At 71.0% G+C, this 22985-nt stretch carries 21 protein-coding genes and 1 tRNA gene; 14 read left to right on the top strand and 8 right to left on the bottom strand.

Features of this window, described 5'->3' with window-relative positions:
* Positions 1-35 precede the first annotated feature (35 nt).
* Entirely contained in the window at positions 36-2690 is a 2655-nt protein-coding gene (locus ABZU74_RS02665; RefSeq protein ID WP_355417572.1) for a helix-turn-helix domain-containing protein, read from the top strand.
* A gap of 240 nt (positions 2691-2930) precedes the next feature.
* Here the strand turns inward: ABZU74_RS02665 and ABZU74_RS02660 are convergent, their stop codons facing one another.
* Positions 2931-3449, bottom strand: coding sequence for a MarR family transcriptional regulator (locus tag ABZU74_RS02660; RefSeq protein ID WP_355417569.1), 519 nt, complete (start codon positions 3447-3449; stop codon positions 2931-2933).
* Positions 3450-3549: 100 nt separating this feature from the next.
* Here ABZU74_RS02660 and ABZU74_RS02655 point away from each other — a divergent pair, with 100 nt between their 5' ends.
* Together ABZU74_RS02655 and ABZU74_RS02650 are read left to right on the top strand one after the other, a co-directional pair.
* Positions 3550-4131 (top strand): YceI family protein, encoded by a 582-nt coding sequence (locus ABZU74_RS02655; protein ID WP_355417566.1) that lies wholly within the window; start codon positions 3550-3552, stop codon positions 4129-4131.
* Between the two features lie 310 nt (positions 4132-4441).
* Positions 4442-5920: a glutamate--cysteine ligase gene (locus ABZU74_RS02650; RefSeq protein WP_355417563.1), complete on the top strand. Its 1479-nt coding sequence runs from the start codon at positions 4442-4444 to the stop codon at positions 5918-5920.
* Positions 5921-6047: 127 nt separating this feature from the next.
* Here ABZU74_RS02650 and ABZU74_RS02645 read toward each other — a convergent pair whose 3' ends face one another.
* Positions 6048-7520, bottom strand: a complete 1473-nt coding sequence (locus ABZU74_RS02645) for a hypothetical protein (RefSeq protein WP_355417560.1) — start codon at positions 7518-7520, stop codon at positions 6048-6050.
* Positions 7521-7643: 123 nt separating this feature from the next.
* Between ABZU74_RS02645 and ABZU74_RS02640 the strand changes: the two genes are divergently transcribed.
* A complete protein-coding gene (locus ABZU74_RS02640) occupies positions 7644-8330 on the top strand; it encodes a PASTA domain-containing protein (RefSeq protein ID WP_355417557.1) in 687 nt (228 codons plus the stop codon).
* Between the two features lie 160 nt (positions 8331-8490).
* Positions 8491-9354 (top strand): PASTA domain-containing protein, encoded by an 864-nt coding sequence (locus ABZU74_RS02635; protein ID WP_355417554.1) that lies wholly within the window; start codon positions 8491-8493, stop codon positions 9352-9354.
* Positions 9355-9361: 7 nt separating this feature from the next.
* Here ABZU74_RS02635 and ABZU74_RS02630 read toward each other — a convergent pair whose 3' ends face one another.
* Positions 9362-9826 carry a hypothetical protein gene (locus ABZU74_RS02630; RefSeq protein ID WP_355417551.1) on the bottom strand — a complete coding sequence of 155 codons (465 nt, stop codon included), beginning with the start codon at positions 9824-9826 and terminating at the stop codon, positions 9362-9364.
* Between the two features lie 98 nt (positions 9827-9924).
* Positions 9925-10209: a hypothetical protein gene (locus ABZU74_RS02625; protein WP_091396374.1), complete on the bottom strand. Its 285-nt coding sequence runs from the start codon at positions 10207-10209 to the stop codon at positions 9925-9927.
* Between the two features lie 625 nt (positions 10210-10834).
* Here ABZU74_RS02625 and ABZU74_RS02620 point away from each other — a divergent pair.
* The 3 genes from ABZU74_RS02620 to ABZU74_RS02610 all read left to right on the top strand — a co-directional run bounded on the left by ABZU74_RS02620 (position 10835) and on the right by ABZU74_RS02610 (position 12521).
* Positions 10835-11716 (top strand): helix-turn-helix transcriptional regulator, encoded by an 882-nt coding sequence (locus tag ABZU74_RS02620; protein WP_130405929.1) that lies wholly within the window; start codon positions 10835-10837, stop codon positions 11714-11716.
* Positions 11686-11907: a DUF397 domain-containing protein gene (locus ABZU74_RS02615; protein ID WP_355417548.1), complete on the top strand. Its 222-nt coding sequence runs from the start codon at positions 11686-11688 to the stop codon at positions 11905-11907. The genes ABZU74_RS02620 and ABZU74_RS02615 overlap by 31 nt, the downstream gene beginning before the upstream one ends.
* Before the next feature lie 215 nt (positions 11908-12122).
* Entirely contained in the window at positions 12123-12521 is a 399-nt protein-coding gene (locus ABZU74_RS02610; RefSeq protein WP_355417545.1) for a hypothetical protein, read from the top strand.
* On the opposite strand, the gene ABZU74_RS02605 is transcribed toward ABZU74_RS02610, so the two are convergent.
* Positions 12489-13088, bottom strand: a complete 600-nt coding sequence (locus ABZU74_RS02605; protein WP_355417542.1) for a hypothetical protein — start codon at positions 13086-13088, stop codon at positions 12489-12491. The genes ABZU74_RS02610 and ABZU74_RS02605 overlap by 33 nt on opposite strands.
* A gap of 217 nt (positions 13089-13305) precedes the next feature.
* Between ABZU74_RS02605 and ABZU74_RS02600 the strand changes: the two genes are divergently transcribed.
* The gene (locus tag ABZU74_RS02600) at positions 13306-14862 is read left to right on the top strand and encodes a S8 family serine peptidase (protein ID WP_355417539.1); all 1557 of its coding nucleotides are present in this window, start codon (positions 13306-13308) and stop codon (positions 14860-14862) included.
* A 67-nt stretch (positions 14863-14929) separates the two neighbouring features.
* Here ABZU74_RS02600 and ABZU74_RS02595 read toward each other — a convergent pair whose 3' ends face one another.
* The 3 genes from ABZU74_RS02595 to ABZU74_RS02585 form a co-directional block, all read right to left on the bottom strand.
* Complete coding sequence (locus tag ABZU74_RS02595; RefSeq protein WP_355417536.1) at positions 14930-15736, bottom strand: WecB/TagA/CpsF family glycosyltransferase; 807 nt, start codon at positions 15734-15736, stop codon at positions 14930-14932.
* Positions 15733-16848, bottom strand: a complete 1116-nt coding sequence (locus ABZU74_RS02590; protein ID WP_355417533.1) for an NAD-dependent epimerase/dehydratase family protein — start codon at positions 16846-16848, stop codon at positions 15733-15735. Before ABZU74_RS02590 ends, ABZU74_RS02595 begins: the two co-directional genes overlap by 4 nt.
* Before the next feature lie 64 nt (positions 16849-16912).
* A tRNA-Leu gene (locus ABZU74_RS02585) sits at positions 16913-16998 on the bottom strand.
* Positions 16999-17205: 207 nt separating this feature from the next.
* Here ABZU74_RS02585 and ABZU74_RS02580 point away from each other — a divergent pair.
* Genes ABZU74_RS02580 through ABZU74_RS02560 form a run of 5 tightly spaced genes read left to right on the top strand, consistent with a single transcriptional unit; the run spans position 17206 to position 22984 of the window.
* On the top strand, positions 17206-17994 hold the full coding sequence (locus tag ABZU74_RS02580; RefSeq protein ID WP_007454122.1) for a DUF3662 and FHA domain-containing protein: 789 nt from the start codon (positions 17206-17208) through the stop codon (positions 17992-17994).
* 6 nt (positions 17995-18000) lie between these two features.
* Positions 18001-18486: an FHA domain-containing protein gene (locus ABZU74_RS02575; protein WP_355417530.1), complete on the top strand. Its 486-nt coding sequence runs from the start codon at positions 18001-18003 to the stop codon at positions 18484-18486.
* Positions 18483-19958, top strand: coding sequence for a PP2C family serine/threonine-protein phosphatase (locus ABZU74_RS02570; protein ID WP_355417527.1), 1476 nt, complete (start codon positions 18483-18485; stop codon positions 19956-19958). The genes ABZU74_RS02575 and ABZU74_RS02570 overlap by 4 nt, the downstream gene beginning before the upstream one ends.
* A 30-nt stretch (positions 19959-19988) precedes the next feature.
* Positions 19989-21482: an FtsW/RodA/SpoVE family cell cycle protein gene (locus ABZU74_RS02565; protein ID WP_355417524.1), complete on the top strand. Its 1494-nt coding sequence runs from the start codon at positions 19989-19991 to the stop codon at positions 21480-21482.
* The gene (locus ABZU74_RS02560; protein WP_355417521.1) at positions 21479-22984 is read left to right on the top strand and encodes a penicillin-binding protein 2; all 1506 of its coding nucleotides are present in this window, start codon (positions 21479-21481) and stop codon (positions 22982-22984) included. The genes ABZU74_RS02565 and ABZU74_RS02560 overlap by 4 nt, the downstream gene beginning before the upstream one ends.
* Position 22985: the final 1 nt, after the last annotated feature.

The following is a 22985-nucleotide window of genomic DNA, read 5'->3' as shown; positions in this document are numbered from 1 at the left end:
CCGATGGTCGGAGTCCATCCGTACTCTTCGTGCCCATGACTCCGGATCATGACCGGTCGCGGAGCCCGGCTGGACAGACCACTCTGCCGGAGCTGCTCCGCGGGCATCGACGCGCCGCCGGCCTGACCCAGGCCGAGTTGGCCTCCCGGGCCGGGGTGGGTGTGCGAACGGTGCGCGACCTGGAGCGTGGTCGGTCGGTCCGGCCGCAACGCACCACTGTCGAGCTGCTCGCCGGGGCGCTGGCGCTGACCGGCGCCAGCCGGGCGGCGTTCCTGGCCGCGGCCCGTGGTGCCGGTGCCGAACCGGCCCCGCCGGACGCCACCCCGACGACGTTCGCGGTCGGCGGCAACGCCACGGTGGCGCCCGCGCCCGCCGGTCCGTCGGTCGCGCTTCCACCGCCGGTCGCATTGATCGGCCGGGAGCGCGACCTCACCGAGCTGGCCGGAATGCTGACCGAGGAGCGAGGGCCCCGGTTGGTGAGCCTGGTCGGGCTGGCCGGCGTCGGCAAGACCGCCCTGGCCACGTCGGTGGCGCACCTGGTGGCCTCCGCCCACCCGGCCGGCGTCGGCGGGGTGCTGGTCGGCGAGGGCGCGGACGGTCCGGACGTGCTCGCCGCCTCGATGTCGGTGCTCGGCGTGGCGCGCCTGTCCGAACTCGTGGCGCTGCTCGCCGGGCGGCCGACGCTGCTGGTGATGGACGCGGTGGAGCGCGCGCCGGGCCCGGTGGCCGCGACCGTGCACCGCTTGATCGGCGCACTGCCCTCGCTGCGGGTGCTGGTCACCGGGCGGCATCCGGTCGGGTTGCCCGGCGAGCGGGTCTGGCCGGTCGCACCGCTTGACGTCCCACCACCGGAAGCCGAGCACACCGGGCTCGAATCCTGGCCCGCGGTCTCGTTGTTCACCGCCCGACTCGCTCAGGTCCGTCGGGAGCCACCCACCCCCACTGAGCTGCCGGCGCTCGCCGCGTTGGTGCGCCGGTTGGGCGGGCTGCCGTTGGCCATCGAGCTGATGGCCGCCCGAGGCCGACTCCTCGACCTCACCGAACTGCTCGACCGGTACGGCGACCGGGTGCTCGACCTCGCCACTCCCGCCGACACGCCCACCCACCCGGCCTGGGACGCATCGGAGGCGCTCACCAGCCGCACGAGCGGACCCGACACCCGTGCGGCGGTCTCGGTCGCGGTCACCCTGCGGGACGCGGTCGCGTTCAGCTACCGCCTGTTAGCGTCGGACGAGCAGGCCGCGCTGCGGCAGTTGGCCGTCTTCGGTAACCGCTGGTCGGTCGAGTTGGCCGAGGAGATGCTCGCCGACGAAGCCGACCGGGACGGCACGGTGGCGATCGACCCGGTTCCGCTGTTGGACCGCTTCGTCGAGTTGGGGCTGCTGAGCGTACGCGGAACCGGATCGTTCCGGTTCCGGCTGCTCGACGCGGTCCGTGACTACGCCATCGAGCAGGCGGCCGGTGGGGGTGAGCTGACCTGCATCCAACGCCGACATGCCGAGGTCATCACGCGGCTGGTGGCCCGGACCGCCGGCGACCTGGTCGGCCCACGGTTTTCCGACGCGGTGCACCGGCTGGACGAGATGAGCAGCGACATCAGCTCGTCGTTGGCCCACGCGGCCACCGACGACCCGTTGACCGCGCTGCAGTTGGCGGCCTGCCTGACCCGCTGGTGGCGGTTCCGCGGGCGCGATGTGGTCGGGCGGCAGTGGCTGCGGCGGCTGCTGGCGGACCCGCGTACCGCCGACGCCGATCCTCTCCTGCGGGGCTGGGCCGCCCTCGGGGTCGCCCGGCTCGCGGCCGAGCACGGCGCGGGCGCCGAGGAGCTGTCGACGGCCCGCGCGGCGTTGGACACCTTCCGGCAGGCCGGCGACGTCACCGGGGAGTTGGAGGCGCGGAACGTGCTCGGCACCCTGCTGACCTCCGTCGGGCGGCAGGACGAGGCTCGCGAGCAGGCCGAGGCGCTGCTGCGGTTGGCCGCCCGCAACGGTCGGACCCGGGACCTGGCGGTGGCGCAGAACAGCCTGGCCTGGCACGAGATCCGCACCGGCGACCTGGCCGCCGCCCGCCGCCGGCTCGCTGCTGTGGACCGCCTCGCCGCCGAGAGTGGGGAGCAGCGACTGCGGGTGCTGGGCTGGGCCAACCGCGCCGAGGTCGCCCGCCTGGAGGGCTGGTACGCGGACGCCGTCGACCGTGGCCGGAGGGCGATCGCGGCCCTGTCCGAGCTGGGTGATCCCGGGCGTCGTCGTCGGGTGCTCGGGACCGTCGGGCTGGCGCTCGCTCAGGACGGGCGGGCCGCTGAGGCGACCGAGGTGCTGACCGAGCTACGTGCCGGGGGTGTGGAGGCCGTGCCGGCGCGGCCGACCGTGCCGCGACCTCGCGGGGACGACGCGGCGCTGGCCTGGGGTGGGCCGGAGGTCGGGCTCTTTGCACTGATCGAGGGGAACCTGGCGCTGCACCGCGGTGACCGGGAGTTGGCTGCCGAGTGGTTCGCCGCCGCCGCCGACCATGCGGGGCAGGATGGCCGCGACGCGGTGGAGGCGCTGGTGGGACTGGCCGCGAGCACTGCGGACCCGGCTGTGGTCGATCGACTGGACCGGGTCTGCGTGGAGAGCGGCATCCGGCTGTTGCCGCAGGAGTCGGGCCTGCTCTACGCGCTGATCGCCGCCCGGGGCGGACCGGCCCAGTAGTCCCCACCGATCGGCCGCGCGCCCGGAGAGGATCGCAACGGGAGAGTGGCGCGGGCGAAGAGCCCCCTTTGGTGCTACCCCTCGCTGATCGCCCGCGCCGTCACCCCCCGGTGATCCCCGGTGCTGGAAGCCTGCCACCGGCGCGGTGGCAGAAAGTCGGCTTGGACCGAATCCTCCGGCTTGGCCGGGCCAGTTCTGCCGGTCTTTCTGCCGCTGCCGTCGCCGCGCAGCGGGTGCTGCTCAGTGCCGTCGGTTGGTGCTGTCGGTGGCGGCGGCCTGCTCCGGGCTGACGTCGTCGCTGCCGGCGGTGGCGCACGGATGCGCGGCGTCGCGGACCCGGCGCAACCCGTCGAGGAGTGCCGCCAGCGCCTCGGAGTCGAGCTGCCCGGTGAACCACTGCTCGATCATCTGCAGGTGCCCGGGCAGCGTCTCGTTCAGGCGTTGCATCCCGGCGGCGGTGACCACCGCGTACGAGCTGCGCCGGTCGTTCGGGCAGGCCCGGCGGGTGAGCAACCCGTCGCGCTCCATCCGGTCCACCACCCGGGTCACTCCACTTGTCGACAGGGAGGTCTGTGCCGCGAGGTCGGTCATGCGTAGTTGGTTGCCCGGCGAGCGGGCCAGTCGGGTGATGACCTCGAACTCGACCGCGGAGAGCCCGTGCTCCTCGAGTTGGGCATTGAACCGGGCTGACAGCCCGGCATGTGCCTCGAAGAGCAGGCCGACGGCGGTGATCCGGGGATCGTCGAAGACGTTGGTCACCGATTCAGCATACCAGTACTTGACACGGGGAATGTTGTAGCGGTTATAGTTGCTCAAGCAGTCGTTGGGCTACTAAACAATCTCCTGGAGGACAGCAGTCATGACCAGCAGCATCGATGCGGTTACCCGCGACTGGGACGGCCTCACCATCCCGGCGGCCGGCACCTACGCCCTCGACGTGGCGCACAAGCGGGTCGGCTTCGTTGCCCGGCACATGATGGTGAGCAAGGTTCGCGGTGAGTTCAACGACGCGACCGCCACCATCACCGTCGCCGAGGACCCGCTGCAGTCGTCGGTCGTGGCGACCATTCAGGCCGCCAGCGTCGACACCACCCAGGCCGACCGGGACGCGCACCTGCGCAGCCCCGAGTTCCTGGACGCCGAGAAGTTCCCGACGCTCGAGTTCCGCAGCACCGGGGTCAAGTCCCGTCGCGGCGGCGAATTCGTGCTCACCGGTGACCTGACCATCAAGGACGTCACCCGCCCGGTCGAGCTGGAGGTGGAGTTCGAGGGTGTCGGCCGCAGCCCGTTCGGCCAGGACATCTTCGGCTTCTCTGCGAGCACAGAGATCGACCGCGAGGAGTTCGGCCTGACCTGGAACGTCGCCCTGGAGACCGGGGGCGTGCTGGTTAGCCGCAAGATCAAGATTGAGATCGAGGGCGAGGCCGTCCGTCAGGCCTGATCCTCGGGGATCGCCGGAGGACCAGGGGGCATCCTCCCGGTGGTCCGGTACGCAGGGCCCGCGCCGTACGTCGGCGCGGGCCCTGCGTCGTTCCCGCTCGTGGTAATTGTCACGGGTTGTTCGCGCCGCCATGCGGTCCAGGTGCTCGGCGAGGGGGTACAGATGGCGCCACGAGCGCGTCCGCGCGGCCGACGTCGGATCACCGTCGTCGGCCTCTGGCCCCGGTCAGGTGGGCGCTCTTACCGTGGATGCTTCACAAAGCGCTTCCGGGACGGCAGGATCCCGACCGCGCCGGCCGTCGGGAGGACACATGGGCAGGGACGTCTCAGAGGGCGCCTTCACCCGGGATGATCGCGTCCGATATCGGCAGAAGGTGCGGCGGTGCCTGGACGTCTTCGCCCTGATGCTGGACGACTTCGGCTTCGACGCCGACCGCCCGATGACCGGCCTGGAGATCGAACTCAACCTGGTCGACTCGGCCGCCGAGCCGGCGATGCGCAACGAGGAGATCCTCGCTGACATCGCGGACCCCCTCTTCCAGACCGAGCTGGGGCAGTTCAACCTGGAACTCAACGCCGAGCCCCGACTGATCGAGGGCACCGGCTTCGCCGACTACGAGCACGACCTGCGCGGCAGCCTCTCCCGGGCCGACGAGCGTGCCGCCAGATCCGACGCGAAGATCGTCCTGGTCGGCATCCTGCCCACCCTCACCGAGGGGCACCTGGTCGAGGACAATCTCTCCACGAACGAGCGCTACCGGGTGCTCAACGACCAGATCGTCGGTGCCCGGGGCGAGGACATCGAGCTGGACATTCGCGGCGTCGAGCAGTTGCGGACGCACACCGACTCGATCGCACCCGAGGCCGCCTGCACGAGCCTCCAGTTCCACCTCCAGGTAGCCCCGGACAGCTTCGCCGACTACTGGAACGCGTCCCAGGCAATCGCCGGTGTGCAGGTGGCGGTCGGGGCGAACAGCCCCTTCCTGTACGGCCGCCAACTGTGGGCCGAGACACGGATCGCCCTGTTCCAGCAGGCCACCGACACGCGCCCGGACGAACTCAAGGCCCAGGGGGTACGACCGCGGGTGTGGTTCGGCGAACGGTGGATCACCTCGATCTTCGACCTGTTCGAGGAGAACGTCAGATACTTCCCGCCGCTGCTGCCGATCTGCGAGGACGAGGACCCGGTGGAGGTCCTGCACGCCGGCGGTGTGCCACAGCTCGGGGAGCTGCGGCTGCACAACGGGACTGTCTACCGCTGGAACCGCCCGGTATACGACATCATGAACGGCCGCCCGCATCTGCGGGTGGAGAACCGGGTGTTGCCGGCCGGTCCGACAGTGGTGGACATGCTGGCCAACGCGGCCTTCTACTTCGGGCTGGTACGCGGTCTGGCCGAGGCCGACCGTCCGATCTGGAGTCAACTCACCTTCAGCTCCGCGGAGGAGAACTTCCACGCCGCCGCCCGCCGTGGCCTCGACGCCGTGCTGCACTGGCCCGGGCTCGGCGACGTGCCGGTCACCAAGCTGGTCCTGGAGCAACTGCTGCCCACCGCCGCGGCCGGCCTGGACGGGTTCGGTGTCGCCCCGGCGCAGCGGGACCGGCTGCTCGGCATCATCGAACAGCGTTGCCGTACCGGCCGCAACGGTGCCGCCTGGCAGACCGAGGCGGTCTGGGCCGCGGAGCGCCACCACGGCATGGACCGGACGGCCGCGCTACACCACATGGTCCAGCGCTACGCCGAACTCCAGCGCACCAACCAACCAGTCCACACCTGGCCAACCCCCTGACCCACCCACCCCCGGCACCGCGCCCCCGTCCAGAACGCGTTGATCATGAAGTTATTGCGATGACACGCCAGGTGAGACGGCAATAACTTCATGATCAACAGGGCTGGGTGGGGGTGGGGCCTTGGGGTCAGTCGGTGGTGGGGCGGGCGGCGCGGCGGGATGCTCGGGTGGGCCGGTTGGTTGGGGTCGGGTTCTCCGCCGTTGCCGCTTCGGTGGGACGGGCCCTGTCGGTGAGGTCCGGGTCCGTGCGCGGGGCGGGCACCTGCGGTGCGGGGGTGGCCTCGCCCGGCAGAGATTCCTTTCGGGGAGTCTGCGATACAGCGTCTGCTCTCCGGCGCCGCGCCGTGGAGCCGGCCGTCGGGGCCGCGGTTCCGGTCGTCGGGGCTGGGGTTCCGGTCGTCGGGGCTGGGGTTCCGGCCGCCGAGCCGGCTACCGGCGACCGGGGGTCGGTCTCGGCGACCGGGGCCGGATCGGCCACCGTGTCCCGAGCGGCCACCGTGTCCCGAGCAGCCGCACTCCGGTCGGCCGGGCGGCTCTGCTCAGCCGCGTGGTTCCGCTCGGCTCGCTCGCCGAGCAGGGCGGCCAGCACCGAACCGCCGACACCGGCGAGCACCGCGTACGGGGCGATCAGCTGGGTGGACAGCTGCGCAGGGCCCAGCGTCGACCAGTGCGGCAGGGTGGTCAGGTAGGCGAGCGCGACGAGCACCGGGCCGGCCGCGCCGGAGGCCGCCGCACCCACGCGGTGCCCACCCGAGCGGGCGGACCGCCGGGCGGCCAGCACGCCGATCAGCAGCGCGGGCACAAGTGCCAGCAGTGCACCGGGCCAGTAGAGCTGGCCCCCGATCCAGTATCGAGCGTGGTCCGGGTCGAACTGCCAGGTGCCAAGTTGCGCGCCTGTCAACCCTCGTCCGACGCGTACCCCGTCGATCACCGAGACCACCGCGAGCAGCCAGAGCCAGGCGGCCGTCGCGGTCACGTTGGCCGCGGCGGCTCGGGAGCGAAGCGCCCAGATCGCGACGAGGACGCCGATCAGGATGCCCAGCGTCGCCTGTACGGCGGCCGTCCGTTGCGGTGCGCCGGTGTCCGCGCCGGTGGCGACCCGTGCGGGTACGGCGATCAACAGTACCGTGACCAGCCCGCCCAACCCGGCGCCGAGGGCCAGGGCCACCCGCCGCAGCAGGCCGCCCCCGTCCCGGACCGGAGGCTCGGCCACCGGTGGTGGTGTTTCAGCCACCTCCGGCTCCGCGGTCGGTGCACGCCCGTCACCAGCGGTTTCGTGCTCCGGAGCCCGATCGTCGAGCTGCGGGCCCGCGTGGCCGGGCACACCGTCGGTCGCGGTCGCCGGAGAGATCACTGTCTTCGCCGGGGCGTTCCGCTGGTGCAGTCGCTGTGCGCAAACCGCACCGAGGACCGTCGAGCTGGCGGCTAGCCAGGTGGCCCAGGCGAGACCGTCCGCCCAGGCTGTGTCGGTCGCCCCGGCATCGGTTGGCGTCCAGGTGATGACGCCGAGCCCGTAGCCGAAGCCCAGTTGTGCGGCACCCGCGCCGGCAGCGACCCCGATCGCCGTCGCGATCGACACTCCCCAGCCCTGTCTGGCCATGCGGGGCAGCGTAACGTCCCGTCGTCGGCGCGGCGAGTCGCAACGACCCGCCGGTGTGGACCGCCGGTGCGGGCGGATTGGGCGGCGGGCGGTACGGTCGCCGGTGATGAGGCGGTGGGCGTTATGACGGACACGAACATGGGCCAGCAGAATGCCGCCGGTGGCGGTGCGGGCCGGGCCAGCGTCGTGCTCGGTGGTGGGTTGGCGGCGGTGCTGCTCGCCGCCGTCGGCGCGACCGGTGGCTGGCTGCTGGCCGGCGAGGATGACACACCCTCTGGTGATCCGCTGGCCGTCGCGACCACGGCTGGCTCGCCGACCAGCCGGGCCACCGCACCCCGACCGAGCAGCGGACGGCCGACACCGTCGGCGGTCCAGACCTCCGCCACCTCGACCAAGGGGACCGGCCTGACCGTGCCGCCGGTGATCGGCACCGACTTCGAGCAGGCCCGGGACATTCTGCGCAAGCAGCGGCTGGGTTGGCGGCTGGTCTTCGGTGGCGGCGTCGGTCGTACGGTCGAGAGCACCACACCGGACGTGGGCACCGAGGTCGTCCGGGGGACGACTGTGCAACTCCAGGTCGCCGGGCCGGCGCCGGCCGCGGAGGTGCCGGACGTGATCGGCAAGAGCTGCGCCGACGCCGCCGACGAGTTGGTCGACGAGGGCCTCTACCCGCGCTACGTCAGCGGACGCACTGGGAAGGTCAGCCGGCAGGAGCCCGCCGAGGACGGATCGGCCCGGTGGAACGACCAGGTCAGCATCTGGTGTGGGGCGGATTCCGGCGACCAGCCGACCACGAGACCCACGCCCTGATTCCTGGCGGCTGGTCGAGCCTCCCGGCGGGGTACCCGCCAGGCTGCCCCGCTGGCAGCCGGCGCGGCTCGGCACGCTGATCCCCACTGATGGCGGTCTGGGCGGCTAGGTTGGCGGTCGAGGGCCATGACGCCCGTCCGGGTTCGGGAAAGGACGTGCGATGAGCGACGACCGCCAGGAGCCTCCCGCCGGCGAGCACGACGACGGCCAGACCCGTCCCCTGCCCTCTGCCGCTGACCGGTCGGCGACGCCCGGAGCCGCCGACCGCCCGGAGCCGCCCGGAGCCGCCGCCGACCGCCCGGAGCCGACGCCAGCCGGCACCGATCCGGACGAGACGGCACCGATCGACCCGACTGTCCCGTCCCGTCCCGACCTGTCGCCCGACCGGACCATGCCGATTGATCGGTCCGCCGGCACCCCGCTGATCCCGCCGGCCGACCGGACGGCGCCGATCCCGCCGCCGTGGTCGGGGCGGGCCGAGGTGCGCTCGCCGAGACCGGATGACGCCGAGTGGTACGTCGAGGAGCAGGGCGGCCGGCGGTGGTGGTTGCCGATCCTGTGGGGCGTACTGGCACTGCTGCTCGCCGCACTGCTCGGGGGCGCGTTCTGGTTGGTGCGCTCCCAGCAGGATGACGACCCGAACGATCCGGGGTCCACCCCGTCCCTTCCGCCGCCCAGTGCCCCCAGCACCCCGCCGACCAGCGCGGCTCCGACGTCGGCGGCGCCCACCAGCGAGTCGCCGAGCAGTCCGGCGACCACTGAGGCGCCGGACCAGGTGCCGGTGCCACCGCTCGCCGGCCTGCCGCAGGCCACCGCCGAGGGGCTCTTGGATCGGCTCGGTCTGACCTACCGGGTGGTGTACCGCCCGTCGGAGCTGCCGCCGGGGACGGTGGTGGGCACCGAGCCGGACGCGGGCACGTCGGTGTCGACCGACGACGAGGTGTTGTTGATCGTCTCGCAGGCCCAGCCGCCGACCGGGGCGAGCCCGACCACACCGAGCCCCACGGTGACGAGCACGCCGTGACCGCTGGTCACCACATCCGGCGGCGGGTGCCGACGAGGCCGACGCCGGCCAGCGAGATGGCGAGACCGAAGATGCCGGACCAGAACAGGGAGCGGCGGATGTCCGTGGCGCTGTGCCCGGCCGGAGCTGCTTCGGTGAGTTCCTGACGGCCGTCGGACTGGCCGCCGGCACCCAGGCCGGACACCGACCCGGTCGGGTCGGCGCCATCGGCGTGGTCGGCCGCTGCGTCGGTGTCGGTGTCGGTCCAGCCCGGTTCGTAGACCGACTGGCCGTCGCCCGCCGGTGGGTCGGAGTCGAGCACGGTGATCTCCGGTGCGGGGACCGGTGCGGTCAGCCGGGTGGACGACATCGCCGGGTCGCGGACGAGGACCAGGAGTGTCGCCATCGCCCCGAGGAGGGCGAGGAGTCCGAAGGCATAGGCGATACGGGAGCGGTGGTGCCGCCGCAGGGCGGGCTGATTGACCATGACCATCCCAGGGTCAGGGTCCTGGACGAGCGGGTGGAACGGTGCCGGGGTGGGCGTACCAATTCTATGGCGACGGCACGCCCACCGGCGGCGGATCGGTTCGGTCAGCCCACCCGAAGCGGGGTACGCGCGACCGGACGGCGGGCCCGCACGGTGTGTGGGCGGGGTTCGGGGGCGGCCTGCAGTTGCTGCAGCCCTTCCCGCTGGACGAAGATCGACCGTCGGGTGACCGCGTCACCCGCGGCGTTCAACTCGTAGCCGTCGAGCCAGAGCCAGCCGTCATAGGTCGGCCAGTCGAGCACCCGGATCACCCGGAACTTGATCGGCCTGAGGAACTGGACACTCGCCGCGCGAGTCACGTGCAGTACGTCACCGGTGCGGGGAAGCACATGGGCTCCTGGGGAGGATCGGCCGGCGGCGGCGCCGGCGGTGCCTGAACGGGGGACGTCTCGGCCGGTGACGGGGTCGTGCCTCGTGAACCGGTGGTGCGGATGGCGGTGGTCGGGCCGTACCCCGCTGGTGACGTGCCGCCACCCGACCACCACCCGGTTGCTTCCGGGAACCGCGCCCGCCGCCGCAGCTTGCCGGCTTGCAGCGGCGGGGTCCTTACCCCGGAGCAGGTCGCGACATCGTCGGCTGGGCCCGCGCCGTGTCCGGCTTCCCCGGATTGGTGGGGTCACCACTCCGAGGGACCGAACGGGAACGCTGAGTGATCCGAGCCATACGGACAGAGTGCATCAGGGACGTGCTTCATGCAAGTTGCACGTCGACTTTTGCCGATACGTGAGCGTGTCGCGCGAAAGGCCTATTGAAGCCATCCGCGTCCTGACGGCACACTGAGGACGGTTTCGCCCGTCGCGGCCGGCCGAGGACCGGCACCACCCCCTTCGTCGCGAACGCTCGCCGGTCGACGGTCGCGCCCTCGGCGGGTGTCACCCAGTGGCGCGTTACCGGAGGTAGCCCGAGTGGGGTCGAGCAGCCAGCGGCGGGGACCAGTGACTCACGGGTTGAGCGATGAGTGAACGGCGCAGTCCCACCATCAGGCGGCGGCGGCTCGGGGCCGAGCTGCGCCGGCAGCGGGAGTCCGCCGGAATCACCATCGAGGTGGTCGCCGAACAGTTGGAGTGCTCGGCGTCGAAGGTCTCCCGGATCGAAACCGGGCACACCACGGCCACCCCGCGCGACGTGCGGGACATGCTGCGGATCTACGGCGTGGTCGGCGCCGAGAGCGACGAGCTCGTGCAGATCGCCCGGGAGGCCCGCCAAAAGGGCTGGTGGCATCCGTACAGCACGGTGCTCGTCGGCGCGTACGTCGGGCTGGAGGCGGCGGCGAGTTCGATCCGGGCGTACGAACAGCAGGTCGTTCCGGGTCTTCTGGAGACCGAGGAGTACGCCGGGGCCATGATCCGCGCCGCCCGTCCGGACTTCACCGCCGATCAGGTGCATCAAAGAGTGCGTGTCCGTCTGGGCCGTCAGTCGTTATTGACCCAGGACGATCCGGTCGATCTGTGGGTGGTGCTCGATGAGGCGGTGGTAAGTCGGCCGGTGGGCGGGGACGAGGTGATGCGCGGCCAACTCAGGCGGTTGGTCGAGGTGGCCGAGTTGCCGAACGTGACGCTGCAGATCCTGCCCTTCGAGGTGGGTGCGCATGCCGGCATGGACGGCACTTTCACGATCCTCAGCTTCCCTGAGCCCGGTGATCCGGATGTTGTGTACGCGGAGAACGCCACGGGTGGGCTTTTCCTCGAGAAGAGCGACGAACTACAGAAGTACAGCTTCATCTTCGATCACATCCGCGCTGCGGCCATACGTCCGGAGGAGTCCGTCGCACACATCGCAAAACTGGCAGAGGAGCCGTTGTGGAAATGGCGACCAAAAGGTTCCCCGTGGACCTGACGCAGGCAGCATGGTTCAAGAGCTCGAAGAGCGGGCCGAACTGCGACAACTGCGTAGAGGTGGCGTACGTGACGGGGGCGGTCGGAGTGCGGGACTCGAAGGACAAGGCGGGCCCCGCCCTGGTCTTCGCGCCGGGTGACTGGCACGCCTTCGTCGCCGGCACCCGGGGTGGTGTGTTCGGCGCGATCTGACCGAGTGGTCAGTGGAGTCCCCGTCCGGTTCGCCGGACGGGGACTCTGCTGTGTCCCCCGGGAGTCGCCGCGGAGGGTCGCGTCGCGCCCTGGGGTCGGCGAGGTTCCGTCGGGATTCCCGTCGCCAGAGCGCCCCCGTCTCGTTGAACCGGTCGGTACGGCGCTGGTCGACGACCCGCCGCACCGACCCGCAACCGAGCGAGTAGGCGAGACGGATGACGACGATCGGTTCAGACAATCTCACCAATGGTCCGGCGAAGCCGGAGCGGTTCGGTGGCAAGTACCGCGGCGCTCGTCGGGACACGGTTCTGACCGAGGTGGTTTCGACCGACCAGGAGTTGAGTGGGCGGGAGAGCGCTTCGGAGGCGACGGATCCTCCGCTCTCGCTGCCCTCGCTGGACCCGAACCCGCTGATCGAGCCGTCGTTCCCGCCGACGGGCTGGCCGATGGAGCCGCCCGAGTCCCTGGCTGACCACCCGTTGCTGCGTGGTCTGCTGATGGAATTGCCGCCGAAGGGCACCGTGCCCTCGCAGGACTGGCTGGACCGCTGGTTCGAGGCGACCAGGTCGATCCTGGAGTTGCTATACGTGCAGAGCGCCAGCCGTCCGCGTTGACCGGGCGGCGACGGGCTGGGCCCGCTCGGCGAAGCGGTTGTGGCGGAGCGCGTGCCGAACCCCGATCGCGACCACCGCGAGCGCACCCACGGTGATCGCGGGCCCGGTGACGCCGGGGTCGGCTCCGAGGTCGGTGCCGGCCGCCGCGATCAACGCCGGCACCGTGGCCAGCGCGGTGACCTGTAGTGGCAGCCCGACGAGCGGATGCGCCGCGGCGGCGCGCAGCCCGTGCGGCGCGGGAGTGGCCGGGGCGCTGGCGAACGCGCCCGCACCGGCCCGCAGCCGGCGGATCCGCCGTACCGAGCAGACTGTCGCCACGAGCGCCGGGCCGGCGGCCAGGGTGAGCCCGGCGGCGGCCCGGTCGACCGGCGTGGCACCGGTGCTGAGCAGCCCGGCGCCGAGCACGGCCGCGGTGAGCGCCACGCCGATGACGGTCAGCACCAGCAACCATCCGGTACGCCGGCGCAGCACGCGGGTGTTGCGCAGCCGGGGAAGGCCGTCGGCAACGACCCCGGCGGTCAGCCAGACGGCGGCGACCGGAAGCAAGATGGTGAGCTGACTCTCCATGCTCGAGAGTCTTTCCCGAATCCCGGCGAGGCGAATCCGGGCCCGTCCCCCGTTCGCCCCGGACGCCGGGCCCGTAGGGGGTCATCACTTGAAGGTTATGGACGTTTCGACATGTCCAACTTCCCCACGGCTGATCTACCCTCAGCTGGATCGGCGTGTGTCGATTGATGTTGGGACCGGCGGTCACGTTCCACCGCCGGTCAGAGGGAGGTAGGAGATGGGTCTTCCACGAAGGTCCGTGCTGATCGGGGTGGCCGCGGCGACCATGCTGGCCGTCGGCACCCCGGCCCTGGCCGCCGAACCCGTGGGTGTGGTTCGGGCGGCCGGCGGAGCCACCGCCGTGCCGGACAGCTACATCGTCGTACTCAAGGACAGCGCCGTGGCCCGGGACCGGGTCGGCGACACCGCGAAGCGGCTCTCCGGCCGCCACGGCGGCACGGTGGCCCGCACCTACGGCGCGGCGCTGCGCGGCTTCGAGGTCAAGGTGAACGCCAGCGCGGCGGCGCGGATCGCGGCCGACCCGGCGGTGGCGTACGTCGAGCAGAACCACACCGTCTCGATCTCCGGCACGCAGGCCAACCCGCCCTCCTGGGGCCTCGACCGGATCGACCAGCGCAACCTGCCGTTGGACAACTCCTACACCTACCCCAACACGGCGAGCAACGTGCACGCCTACATCATCGACACCGGCATCCGGTTCTCCCACAACGACTTCAGCGGCCGGGCCACCTCCGGCTACGACGCCGTGGACGGCGGGTCGGCCGACGACTGCAACGGGCACGGCACGCACGTGGCCGGCACCGTCGGCGGGTCCGCGTACGGGGTGGCCAAGGGCGTCCAGCTCGTCGGCGTACGGGTGCTGAACTGCTCCGGCAGCGGCACCAACGCGGGTGTGATCGGCGGCGTCGACTGGGTCACCGCCAACGCGATCAAGCCGGCGGTGGCGAACATGAGCCTCGGCGGCGGCGCGAACACCTCACTGGACAACGCCGTCCGCAACTCGATCGCCTCGGGCGTCACGTACGGCCTGGCCGCCGGCAACGACAACGGCGCGAACGCCTGCAACACCTCGCCGGCGCGTACCACGGAAGCCATCACTGTGGGCTCGACGACCAGCTCGGACGCGCGGTCGTCGTTCTCCAACGTCGGGACCTGCCTGGACATCTTCGCGCCCGGCTCGTCGATCACCTCGGCCTGGTACACCAGCAACACCGCTACCAACACGATCAGCGGCACCTCGATGGCCACCCCGCACGTGGTCGGAGCGGCGGCCCTGGTGGCCAGCGCCAACCCGAGCTGGACCCCGGCTCAGGTCCGCAACCAACTGGTGGCCAACGCCACCCCCAACGTGGTGGGCAACCCCGGCTCGGGCTCGCCGAACCTGTTGCTCTACGTCGGCACCGGCACCACCCCGCCGCCGCCCACCGGCTGCACCGGCACCAACGGCACCGACGTGTCGATCCCGGACGCCGGCTCGGCGGTGACCAGCGCGATCACCATCTCCGGCTGCGGTCGCAACGCCTCCTCGGCCTCCACCGTGGCGGTGAACATCGTGCACACCTACCGCGGTGACCTGGTCATCGACCTGCTCGCCCCGGACGGCAGCGCGTACCGGCTGAAGAACAGCAGCACCTCGGACAGCGCCGACAACGTGAACGCCACGTACACGGTGAACGTGTCCGGTGAGGCCGCCGACGGCATCTGGCGACTTCAGGTGCGGGACACCTACTCGGCCGACACTGGCTACATCAACACCTGGACTCTGACCGTCTGACCGGTCTCCCACGACCGAGGCCCCACCCGGGCATCGCCGGGTGGGGCCTCGCGTCGTACGGATCGGGTCAGACCGAAAAGGTGGCCGGCCGTTCGGTGGCCGGTGCCGGCGGGCGGGCCTTCCACAGGCCGACCTTCTGCGCGGCGAGCCGGCTCAGGTAGGCCGGGTTGAGGATGACGTAGCGGCGCCAGAGCCGCTTCGGCTCCAGACCGAGACGCCAGAACCACTCCAGGCCGGCACGCTGCATCCACGGCGGAGGCTGGCGCAGCAGCCCGGCGTGGTAGTCGAAGGCTGCGCCGACCGCCATCAGCGGCATGTCGAGCAGCGGCCGCATGGCGTACGCGAAGACCTCCTGGCGCGGGCAGCCGAGCCCGACCAGGACCAACCGGGCACCGCTGGACCGGATCCGGTCGGCGATCTCGGCGTCCTCGCCGGGCTGGACGGCACGGAACTTGGACGGCTCCACCCCGGCGATCTTCAGCGCGGGGAACATCCGCTCCAGGGCCGGGATCAACCGGGCGAGGGTCTCCTCGGTCGAGCCGTACAGGTAGACCGGCAGCCCCTCGTCGGCGAAGCGCGACAGCACGTGCAGGGTCAGGGTCGGCCCGTAAACCCGGTCGCTGAGCCCGGCGTGGTGCAGCAGGTTGAGCGCCCACCGCACCGGCTGCCCGTCCGGCGTGACCACGTCGAAGGAGTTGAGCCGCGCGTTGTGCGCCGGGTCGAGCACCCCGGTCATCACACCGTGCACGGCCAACGCGGTGAGCGCGAGAGGGCGCCGCTCGTGCGCCGCGGTCACCACCGCGTCGGTCGCCGTGGCGTAGTCGGTGGCGTCGACCAGGACGCCGAGCACGTTGCGCTTCGTCCGGGCGCTCATGACTGGGCCATCCACTTGTCCACGTTGGCCTCGTAGATTTCCCGCAGGATCATCGGCACGTCGTATGTGATCTTCCAGTCCGGGTACTGCGCCTCGAACCGGGCCATGCTGCTGACGTACCACTGGTGGTCGCCGGTGCGGTTCTGCTCGACGTAGTTGATCTGCGCCTCGCGGCCGGTGATCTCCTCCGCGATCCGGAACGCCTCGATGTGGGAGGTGTTGGAGTGCCGGCCGCCGCCGAGGTTGTAGACCTCAGCGGATCGCGGAGCCCGGAAGAACGCCTCGAACGCGGTCAACACGTCGTGCGAGTGGATCGCGTCCCGGACCATCTTGCCCTTGTAGCCGAAGAGGTTGTACGTCCGGCCCTCCATGACGCAGCGCATCAGGTAGGCCAGGAACCCGTGCAGCTCGGCCGCGGAGTGCGCCGGGCCGGTCAGGGTGCCGCCGCGGAAGCAGGCGGTCTTCATGTCGAAGTAGCGCCCGTACTCCTGGACCATCACGTCCGCGGCCACCTTGGAGGCGCCGAAGATCGAGTGGAGTGAGTGGTCGATCGACATCTCTTCGGTGATGCCCTGGTGCCAGCGGTGGTCCTCGGGCAGCTCGTACCGGGTCTCCAGCTCGATGAGCGGCAGGCTGTTGGGCCGGTCGCCGTACACCTTGTTGGTCGAGCAGTGGATGAACGGCGCATCGATCGCGTGCCGGCGGGTGTTCTCCAGGATGTTGAGCGTGCCGCCGGCGTTCACGTCGAAGTCCGTGTACGGCTCCTTGGCTGCCCAGTCGTGGCTCGGCTGGGCAGCGCTGTGGATCACCACGGCGATGTCCGAGCCGTACTTCTTGAACACCTGCTCCAGGCCGTCCCGGTCCCGGATGTCCACCGCGAAGTGGGTGTACGCGTTACCCAGGTCACGGCTGAGTCGTTCCAGACTCCACGAGGTGGAGCCGTCCTCGCCGAAGAAGTACCGGCGCATGTCGTTGTCGATGCCGACGACGTCCAGACCGAGGCCGGCGAAATGCCGGACCGCCTCGGAGCCGATCAGACCACCCGACCCTGTCACCAACGCGACACTCACACGCCACTCCTGGTCCATCGGAGGCAGAATCCATCGGAGCATAGCGTGACGTCCAGCACGCCCCGATATGACGGAAGGGCCCCGCATCAAGCGGAGCCCTCGTCGGTGGTGGGGATGGGGGGAGTTGAACCCCCACGCCCTTTCGGGCACACGGACCTGAACCGTGCGCGTCTGCCATTCCGCCACATCCCCGTGGCACAACCCGGAACACTTTAGCCGCCCCGGCCCCGCTGTCTCCAACGGGCCCCGGGAATACTACGCTGTCCCTGGCGCTCGCCACGAGCGATTACCGTTCGTGGCGGACGAAAGATTAGCACGACAATCCCGGCCCTTCCGAACGGGTCGAGAGCAGCCGGCCGAGCGGCGTGTGAGCTGCGCGCGCGCCGGCCGGATACCATCATGTCCTCGGGACCCGAGGAGGAGCCGGTGAGCGTGCTGCAACGCTTCGAGAAGCGTCTGGAAGGCCTGGTCGAAGGGGCCTTCGCCAAGGTCTTCAAAGGGGTGGTCCACCCCGTGGAGATCCTCAACGCCATGCAGCGGGAGGCCGAGGCGCACAAGGCGATCCTGGCCGGTGGGCGCACGTTGGTGCCCAACCGCTACGTGATCGATCTCTCGCCGTTCGACCACAGTCGGCTGGCGCCGTACGCCGCCGCGCTGGCCCAGGAGTTGGCCCAGTCGCAGGCGGAGTTCATCGGCGAGCAGGCGTGGACGGTCTACGGCGACGTGATCGTCGAGATCGAGCGAGGCGAGGGCCTGGACACGGGCATGTTCCGTGTCACGGCCGAGGTCTACACCGGCGGCGAGGTCGCCCCGGTGTCGGCACCCGGCTACGACGCCGGCCCGCCCGCCTACCCCGCGTACGACCAGGGCGGTGGCTACGGCCCGCCGCCCGGGCACGGTGGCGGTCGCAACGTGCGGCTGGTCTCCGGCGACGGTCGTACCTACCCCCTCCAGATGGGGTCGACGGTGATCGGTCGCGGCGACCAGGCCAACCTGCGCCTGCCCGACGTCGGCATCTCCCGCCGACACGCCCGGCTGGATTTCGACGGGGGCCAGGTCGTGCTGACCGATCTGGGCTCGACCAACGGCACCATGGTGAACGGGCAGCGGGTCTCCGCCGTCGCGCTCAACCCCGGTGACATGGTCCAGCTCGGCACGACGACGCTGACCTTCCGCGTGGACGGCTGACCCGCCTTGCCGGAACTGGTCATCACCGTTGCCCGGTTCGGGTTCCTGATCCTGCTGTGGATCTTCGTGTTCACGGTGGTCGGCGTGATCCGCCGGGACCTCTTCGCGGGCGCCCGGTCCGGTCGCCTGGTGGCCGCGCCACGCGCGGTGGGCGCCTCGACGGGGCAGGCGACCAAGCCAGCGAAGGTGAAGCGGGGCAGGGCGGCGCACCAACTGGTCGTGACGGCCGGTCAGCTGGCCGGCACGAAAATCACTCTCGGTGAAGCGCAGATCACCATCGGTCGGGCTGAGGACTCCACCCTGGTCATCACCGACGACTACGCCTCCGCGCGACACGCCCGGCTCGTGCCGCGTGACGGGCAGTGGTACGTCGAGGACCTCGGCTCGACTAACGGCACGTACCTCGATCGCGCTAAGGTCTCCGGACCAACCCCCGTCCCCCTCGGCGTGCCGATCCGGATCGGCCGCACTTCCCTCGAATTACGGCCATGACTCTGACCCTGCGCTATGCGGCCCACAGCGACCGCGGTCTGATCCGAGACGGCAATCAAGACTCCGTCTACGCCGGGCCGCGGTTACTCGCCGTTGCCGACGGCATGGGCGGTATGGCCGCCGGTGACGTCGCCAGCAACATCGTCATCGGTGCCATGGCGCCGCTCGACGAGGACGTCCCGGGGGACGCTCTCGTCGATGCGTTGCGTTCGGCCGTGGGCACCGCCAACCAACAACTCCGCGACACGGTGGACGCCAACCCGCAGTTGGAGGGGATGGGCACCACGCTGACGGCGACCCTCTTCACCGGCAGCAAGCTGGGAATGGTCCACATTGGCGACTCGCGGGCCTATCTGCTGCGCAACGGCGAGTTCGCGCAGATCACCAAGGACGACACGTACGTCCAGATGCTTGTCGACGAAGGCCGGATCAGCGCCGAGGAGGCGAGCAGCCACCCGCAGCGGTCGCTGCTCACCCGCGCCCTCGACGGTCGGGACATCGACCCGGAATACTCGGTCCGCCAGGTCATGCCCGGCGACCGGTACCTGATCTGCAGCGACGGCCTCTCGGGCGTGGTCAGCGCCGAGACCATCGGCGAGACCCTGCGGGAGTACGCCGACCCGCAGCAGTGCGTCGAGCGGCTGGTGCAGCTCGCGCTGCGCGGCGGTGGGCCGGACAACATCACGGTGATCATCGCCGACGCCACGGACCAGGACATCGTCGAGGCGACCCCGATCGTGGGCGGCGCCGCCGCCCGGGACCGGGGCATGGCGACCTCGGCCGACGACTCGACTCCGGCCGCCCGGGCCTCGGCGCTCTCCGCGCCGCGCCCGGCCGCGCCCGAGGAGCCGGCGGCCGCCGAGGATGACACCGACCGGCCGAAGCGACGCCCGGTCCGGACCGCCGCGATGGCGCTGGCCCTGCTGGTGATCGTCGGCGGTGCGGCGTTCGGTGGTTGGACGTACACCCAGCGGCAGTACTACGTGGGAGCCACCGAAGAGGGCCAGGTCGCCGTCTTCCGCGGTGTCCAGGGTCAGATCGCCGGGATGGACCTGTCCAGCGTGCACCGCCGCAGCGGCACCCGCCTGGACGACCTCACTGTCGCCGCGCAGGACACCGTCAAGGTCGGCATCCGGGCCAAGAGTGAGCCGGACGCCGAGCGTCAGCTCGCCGAGCTGACCAGCGACACGCCGAGCAACCCCAACCTGAAGCCGCTCTGCCCGCTCGACCCGACCGCCACCGGCGGCAACACGCCCACGCCCACACCGACCCCGATCGGTGTGACGCCAACCCCGAACGGCAGCCCGAGCGTCAACGCGTCGCCGACCCCCAACAGGGTCGTCAGCGCAAGCCCGACCGTCGGTGCCACCACCGCTCTCGGTGGGGCCGGCGCGACCACCACACCCGACGTCACGCCCTCCGACTCGGCCCCGCCGGCGCTAGACCCAGCCGGTTGCCGGTCTCCTGAGTGAGCGTCGGCTGAGATTCTGAGGACTCCACCCGTGACCGTAGCGGCCACACCGGCACCCTCGCCCGCCACCGCGGGCGAGCAATCCGGCGTACGCCTGGCGCGGTCGCGCCGCAACGCCGAGCTGTCCCTGCTGCTGCTCGCGATGGTGCTGGTGGCCGCGTACGGGGCGACCGTCGAGGCGAACCTGCTGGACACTGTCACCCCGGACTTCTGGATGCCGGCCGCAGCGCTCGGCGCGGTCTTCCTCGGCCTGCACCTGGTCATCCGGTTCCTGGCCCCGTTCGCCGACCCGGCCCTGCTGCCGGCGGTGGCCCTGCTCAACGGGCTCGGGGTGGGCTTCCTCCGCCGGATCGACCTGGGCGACGCCCCGGTGGCCGAGCGGGAGGGCCTGGCCGTCTTCGCCGGGCAGGGCGGGCGCCAGCTGGCCTGGACGCTCGGTGCGGTGATCCTCGCCGCCGCGCTGCTCGCCATCATGCGCGACCACCGGTCGATCTCGCGGTACGCGTACACCCTGGGGTTGGCCGGCATCGTGCTGGTGATGATCCCGGCGGTGCTGCCGTCGAGCATCTCCGAGATCAACGGCGCGAAGCTGTGGGTCCGGGTCGGCAGCTTCTCCATCCAGCCGGGTGAGTTCGCCAAGCTGGCGCTGCTGGTCTTCTTCGCCTACTACCTGGTGCGCAAGCGTGAGGTGCTGTCGCTGGCCAGCCGACGCTTCCTCGGCATCGACTTCCCGCGTGGCCGTGACCTCGGCCCGGTGGTCGGCGTCTGGTTGATCAGCGTCCTGGTCCTGGTCTTCGAGAAGGACCTGGGCACCTCGCTGCTCTACTTCGGCATGTTCGTGGTGACGCTCTACATCGCCACCGAACGGGTCAGCTGGCTGCTGATCGGCCTGGTCCTCTTCTTCGGCGGCGCGTACCTCGCCTACTTCCTCGGCTCGACGGTCGGCGGGCCGTTCGCCAACTTCTACGTGCGGGCGGAGATCTGGCTCGACCCGTTCGCCGACCCGACGAACAAGGGTTACCAACTCGTGCAGGGCCTGCTCGCCCTGGGCACGGGCGGGCTCTTCGGTGCCGGGCCGGGCGGCGGCCAGCCGGAGATCCTGCCCGAGGTGCAGAACGACTTCATCTTCGCCGGCATCGGTGAGGAGATCGGCCTCTTCGGCCTCTCCGCGCTGCTGGTCGTCTACCTGCTCATCGTGGAGCGCGGGCTGCGCGCCGCGCTCGCGGTTCGGGACTCGTTCGGCAAACTGCTCGCCGGCGGTCTGGCGTTCACCCTCGGTCTGCAGGTCTTCGTGATCGTCGGCGGGATCAGCAAGCTCATCCCGCTGACCGGTCAGACCACCCCGTTCCTGTCCGCCGGTGGGTCGTCGCTGATGGCCAACTGGTTGCTCATCGCGGTGCTGCTGCGGGTCTCCGACGGCGCCCGCCGGCCGGTGACCGGAGGAGGCGGCGGCAAGGCGGCCCGTCCCAGCGGTGGCCCGCCCGAGCAGCTGCACGGTGCTCCCACGGAGGTGATCAAGCCGTGAACGCACCCCTGCGCCGCGTCGGCGTCGTCGTCATGGTCCTGTTCGGTCTGCTCTTCGCCAACCTGAACTGGATCCAGGCCTACAAGGCGGATGAATACCGCACCAGCGACTACAACGGTCGGGTCCAGGTCGCCGAGTACGACCGCAAGCGGGGCAACATCGAGGCTGGCGGCACGGCCCTTGCCACGAGCAAGGAGACCACCGGCAACCTGAAGTTCCTGCGCACCTACCCGAGCGGCGCCAAGTACGCCCACGTGCTCGGCTACAAGCCGGTCAACCTCGCCGACCAGGGCATCGAGCGGGTGGAGAACGACTTCCTGGCCGGCACCAGCGACCAGCTGATCGGCGACCGGTTGAAGGACATGTTCACCGGCGACGACACCGGCGGCGGCAACGTGCTGCTCACGCTCTCCAAGCGGGCCCAGGACGTGGCGTACGACCAGCTGCGCAACAACGACGTGGGCGCGAAGCGGGGCGCGGCGATCGCCATCGACCCGCGTACCGGTGCCATCCAGGCGCTGGTCTCCATGCCGAGCTTCGACCCGAACCCGTTGGCCAGCCACAACACCAACGAGGCAGCGGCGGCGTACAACAAGCTGGAACAGGACCCGGAGGGTCCGCTGAAGAACCGCGCGCTGTCCGAGACGCTGCCGCCCGGCTCCACCTTCAAGATCGTGGTGGCCGCGGCGGCGCTGGAGAACGGCGTCACCAAGACCACCCAGATCCCGGCCGGTCCCAGCTACACCGCGCCCACCTCGGGCACTCCGATCCGCAACGCCGAGCCGACGATCTGCCCGGAGCGGCAGGTCACCCTGCTGAAGGCGGTCACCGAGTCGTGCAACACCGGCTTCGCGCAGCTCGGTGTGCGGCTGGGCGCGGAGACCATCAAGGAGAAGGCCCGCCAGTTCGGCTTCGAGCAGGAGGACCTGACCGTCGGGCAGCTCGGCGAGGACGGTCTGCGCACCGAGGCGAGCCGGACCGGCGACATGCAGAACCCGGACGGCAGCACCGACCCGGCCGCGCTGGCCCAGTCCTCGATCGGCCAGAACAACGTCCGGATGACGCCGCTCGAAGGTGCCATGATCGCCGGCTCGATCGCCAACAACGGCAGCCAAATGCGGCCGTACCTGGTGCGGCAGCTGCTCGCTCCGGACCGGACCACCAGCTACTACACCGCGAAGGCACGGGAGCTGCGCCAGCCCGTCGAGCCGCAGGTCGCCGCCGACCTGCGCGAGATGATGGTCAGCGTGGTCCAGAACGGGACGGGGCGGAAGGCCGCGTTCAACGGCTACACGGTCGGCGGCAAGACCGGCACCGCCCAGTCCGCTCCGGACCGTCCCGACCATGGCTGGTTCATCGGTTTCGCCCTGGACAAGAACGGCAACCCGGTCTCCGCGGTCTGCGTGATGCTGGAGCAGGCCGGCCCCGGTGGTAGCGGCGAGGCCGCTCGGATCGCCGGTCAGATCATGCGGGCCGCCATCACCGACCCAGGGGGGCGCTGAC

This window comes from Micromonospora sp. NPDC005171 (assembly GCF_040608575.1).
GTDB lineage: Bacteria > Actinomycetota > Actinomycetes > Mycobacteriales > Micromonosporaceae > Micromonospora.
This window is presented reverse-complemented; position numbering and strand designations above follow the sequence as displayed.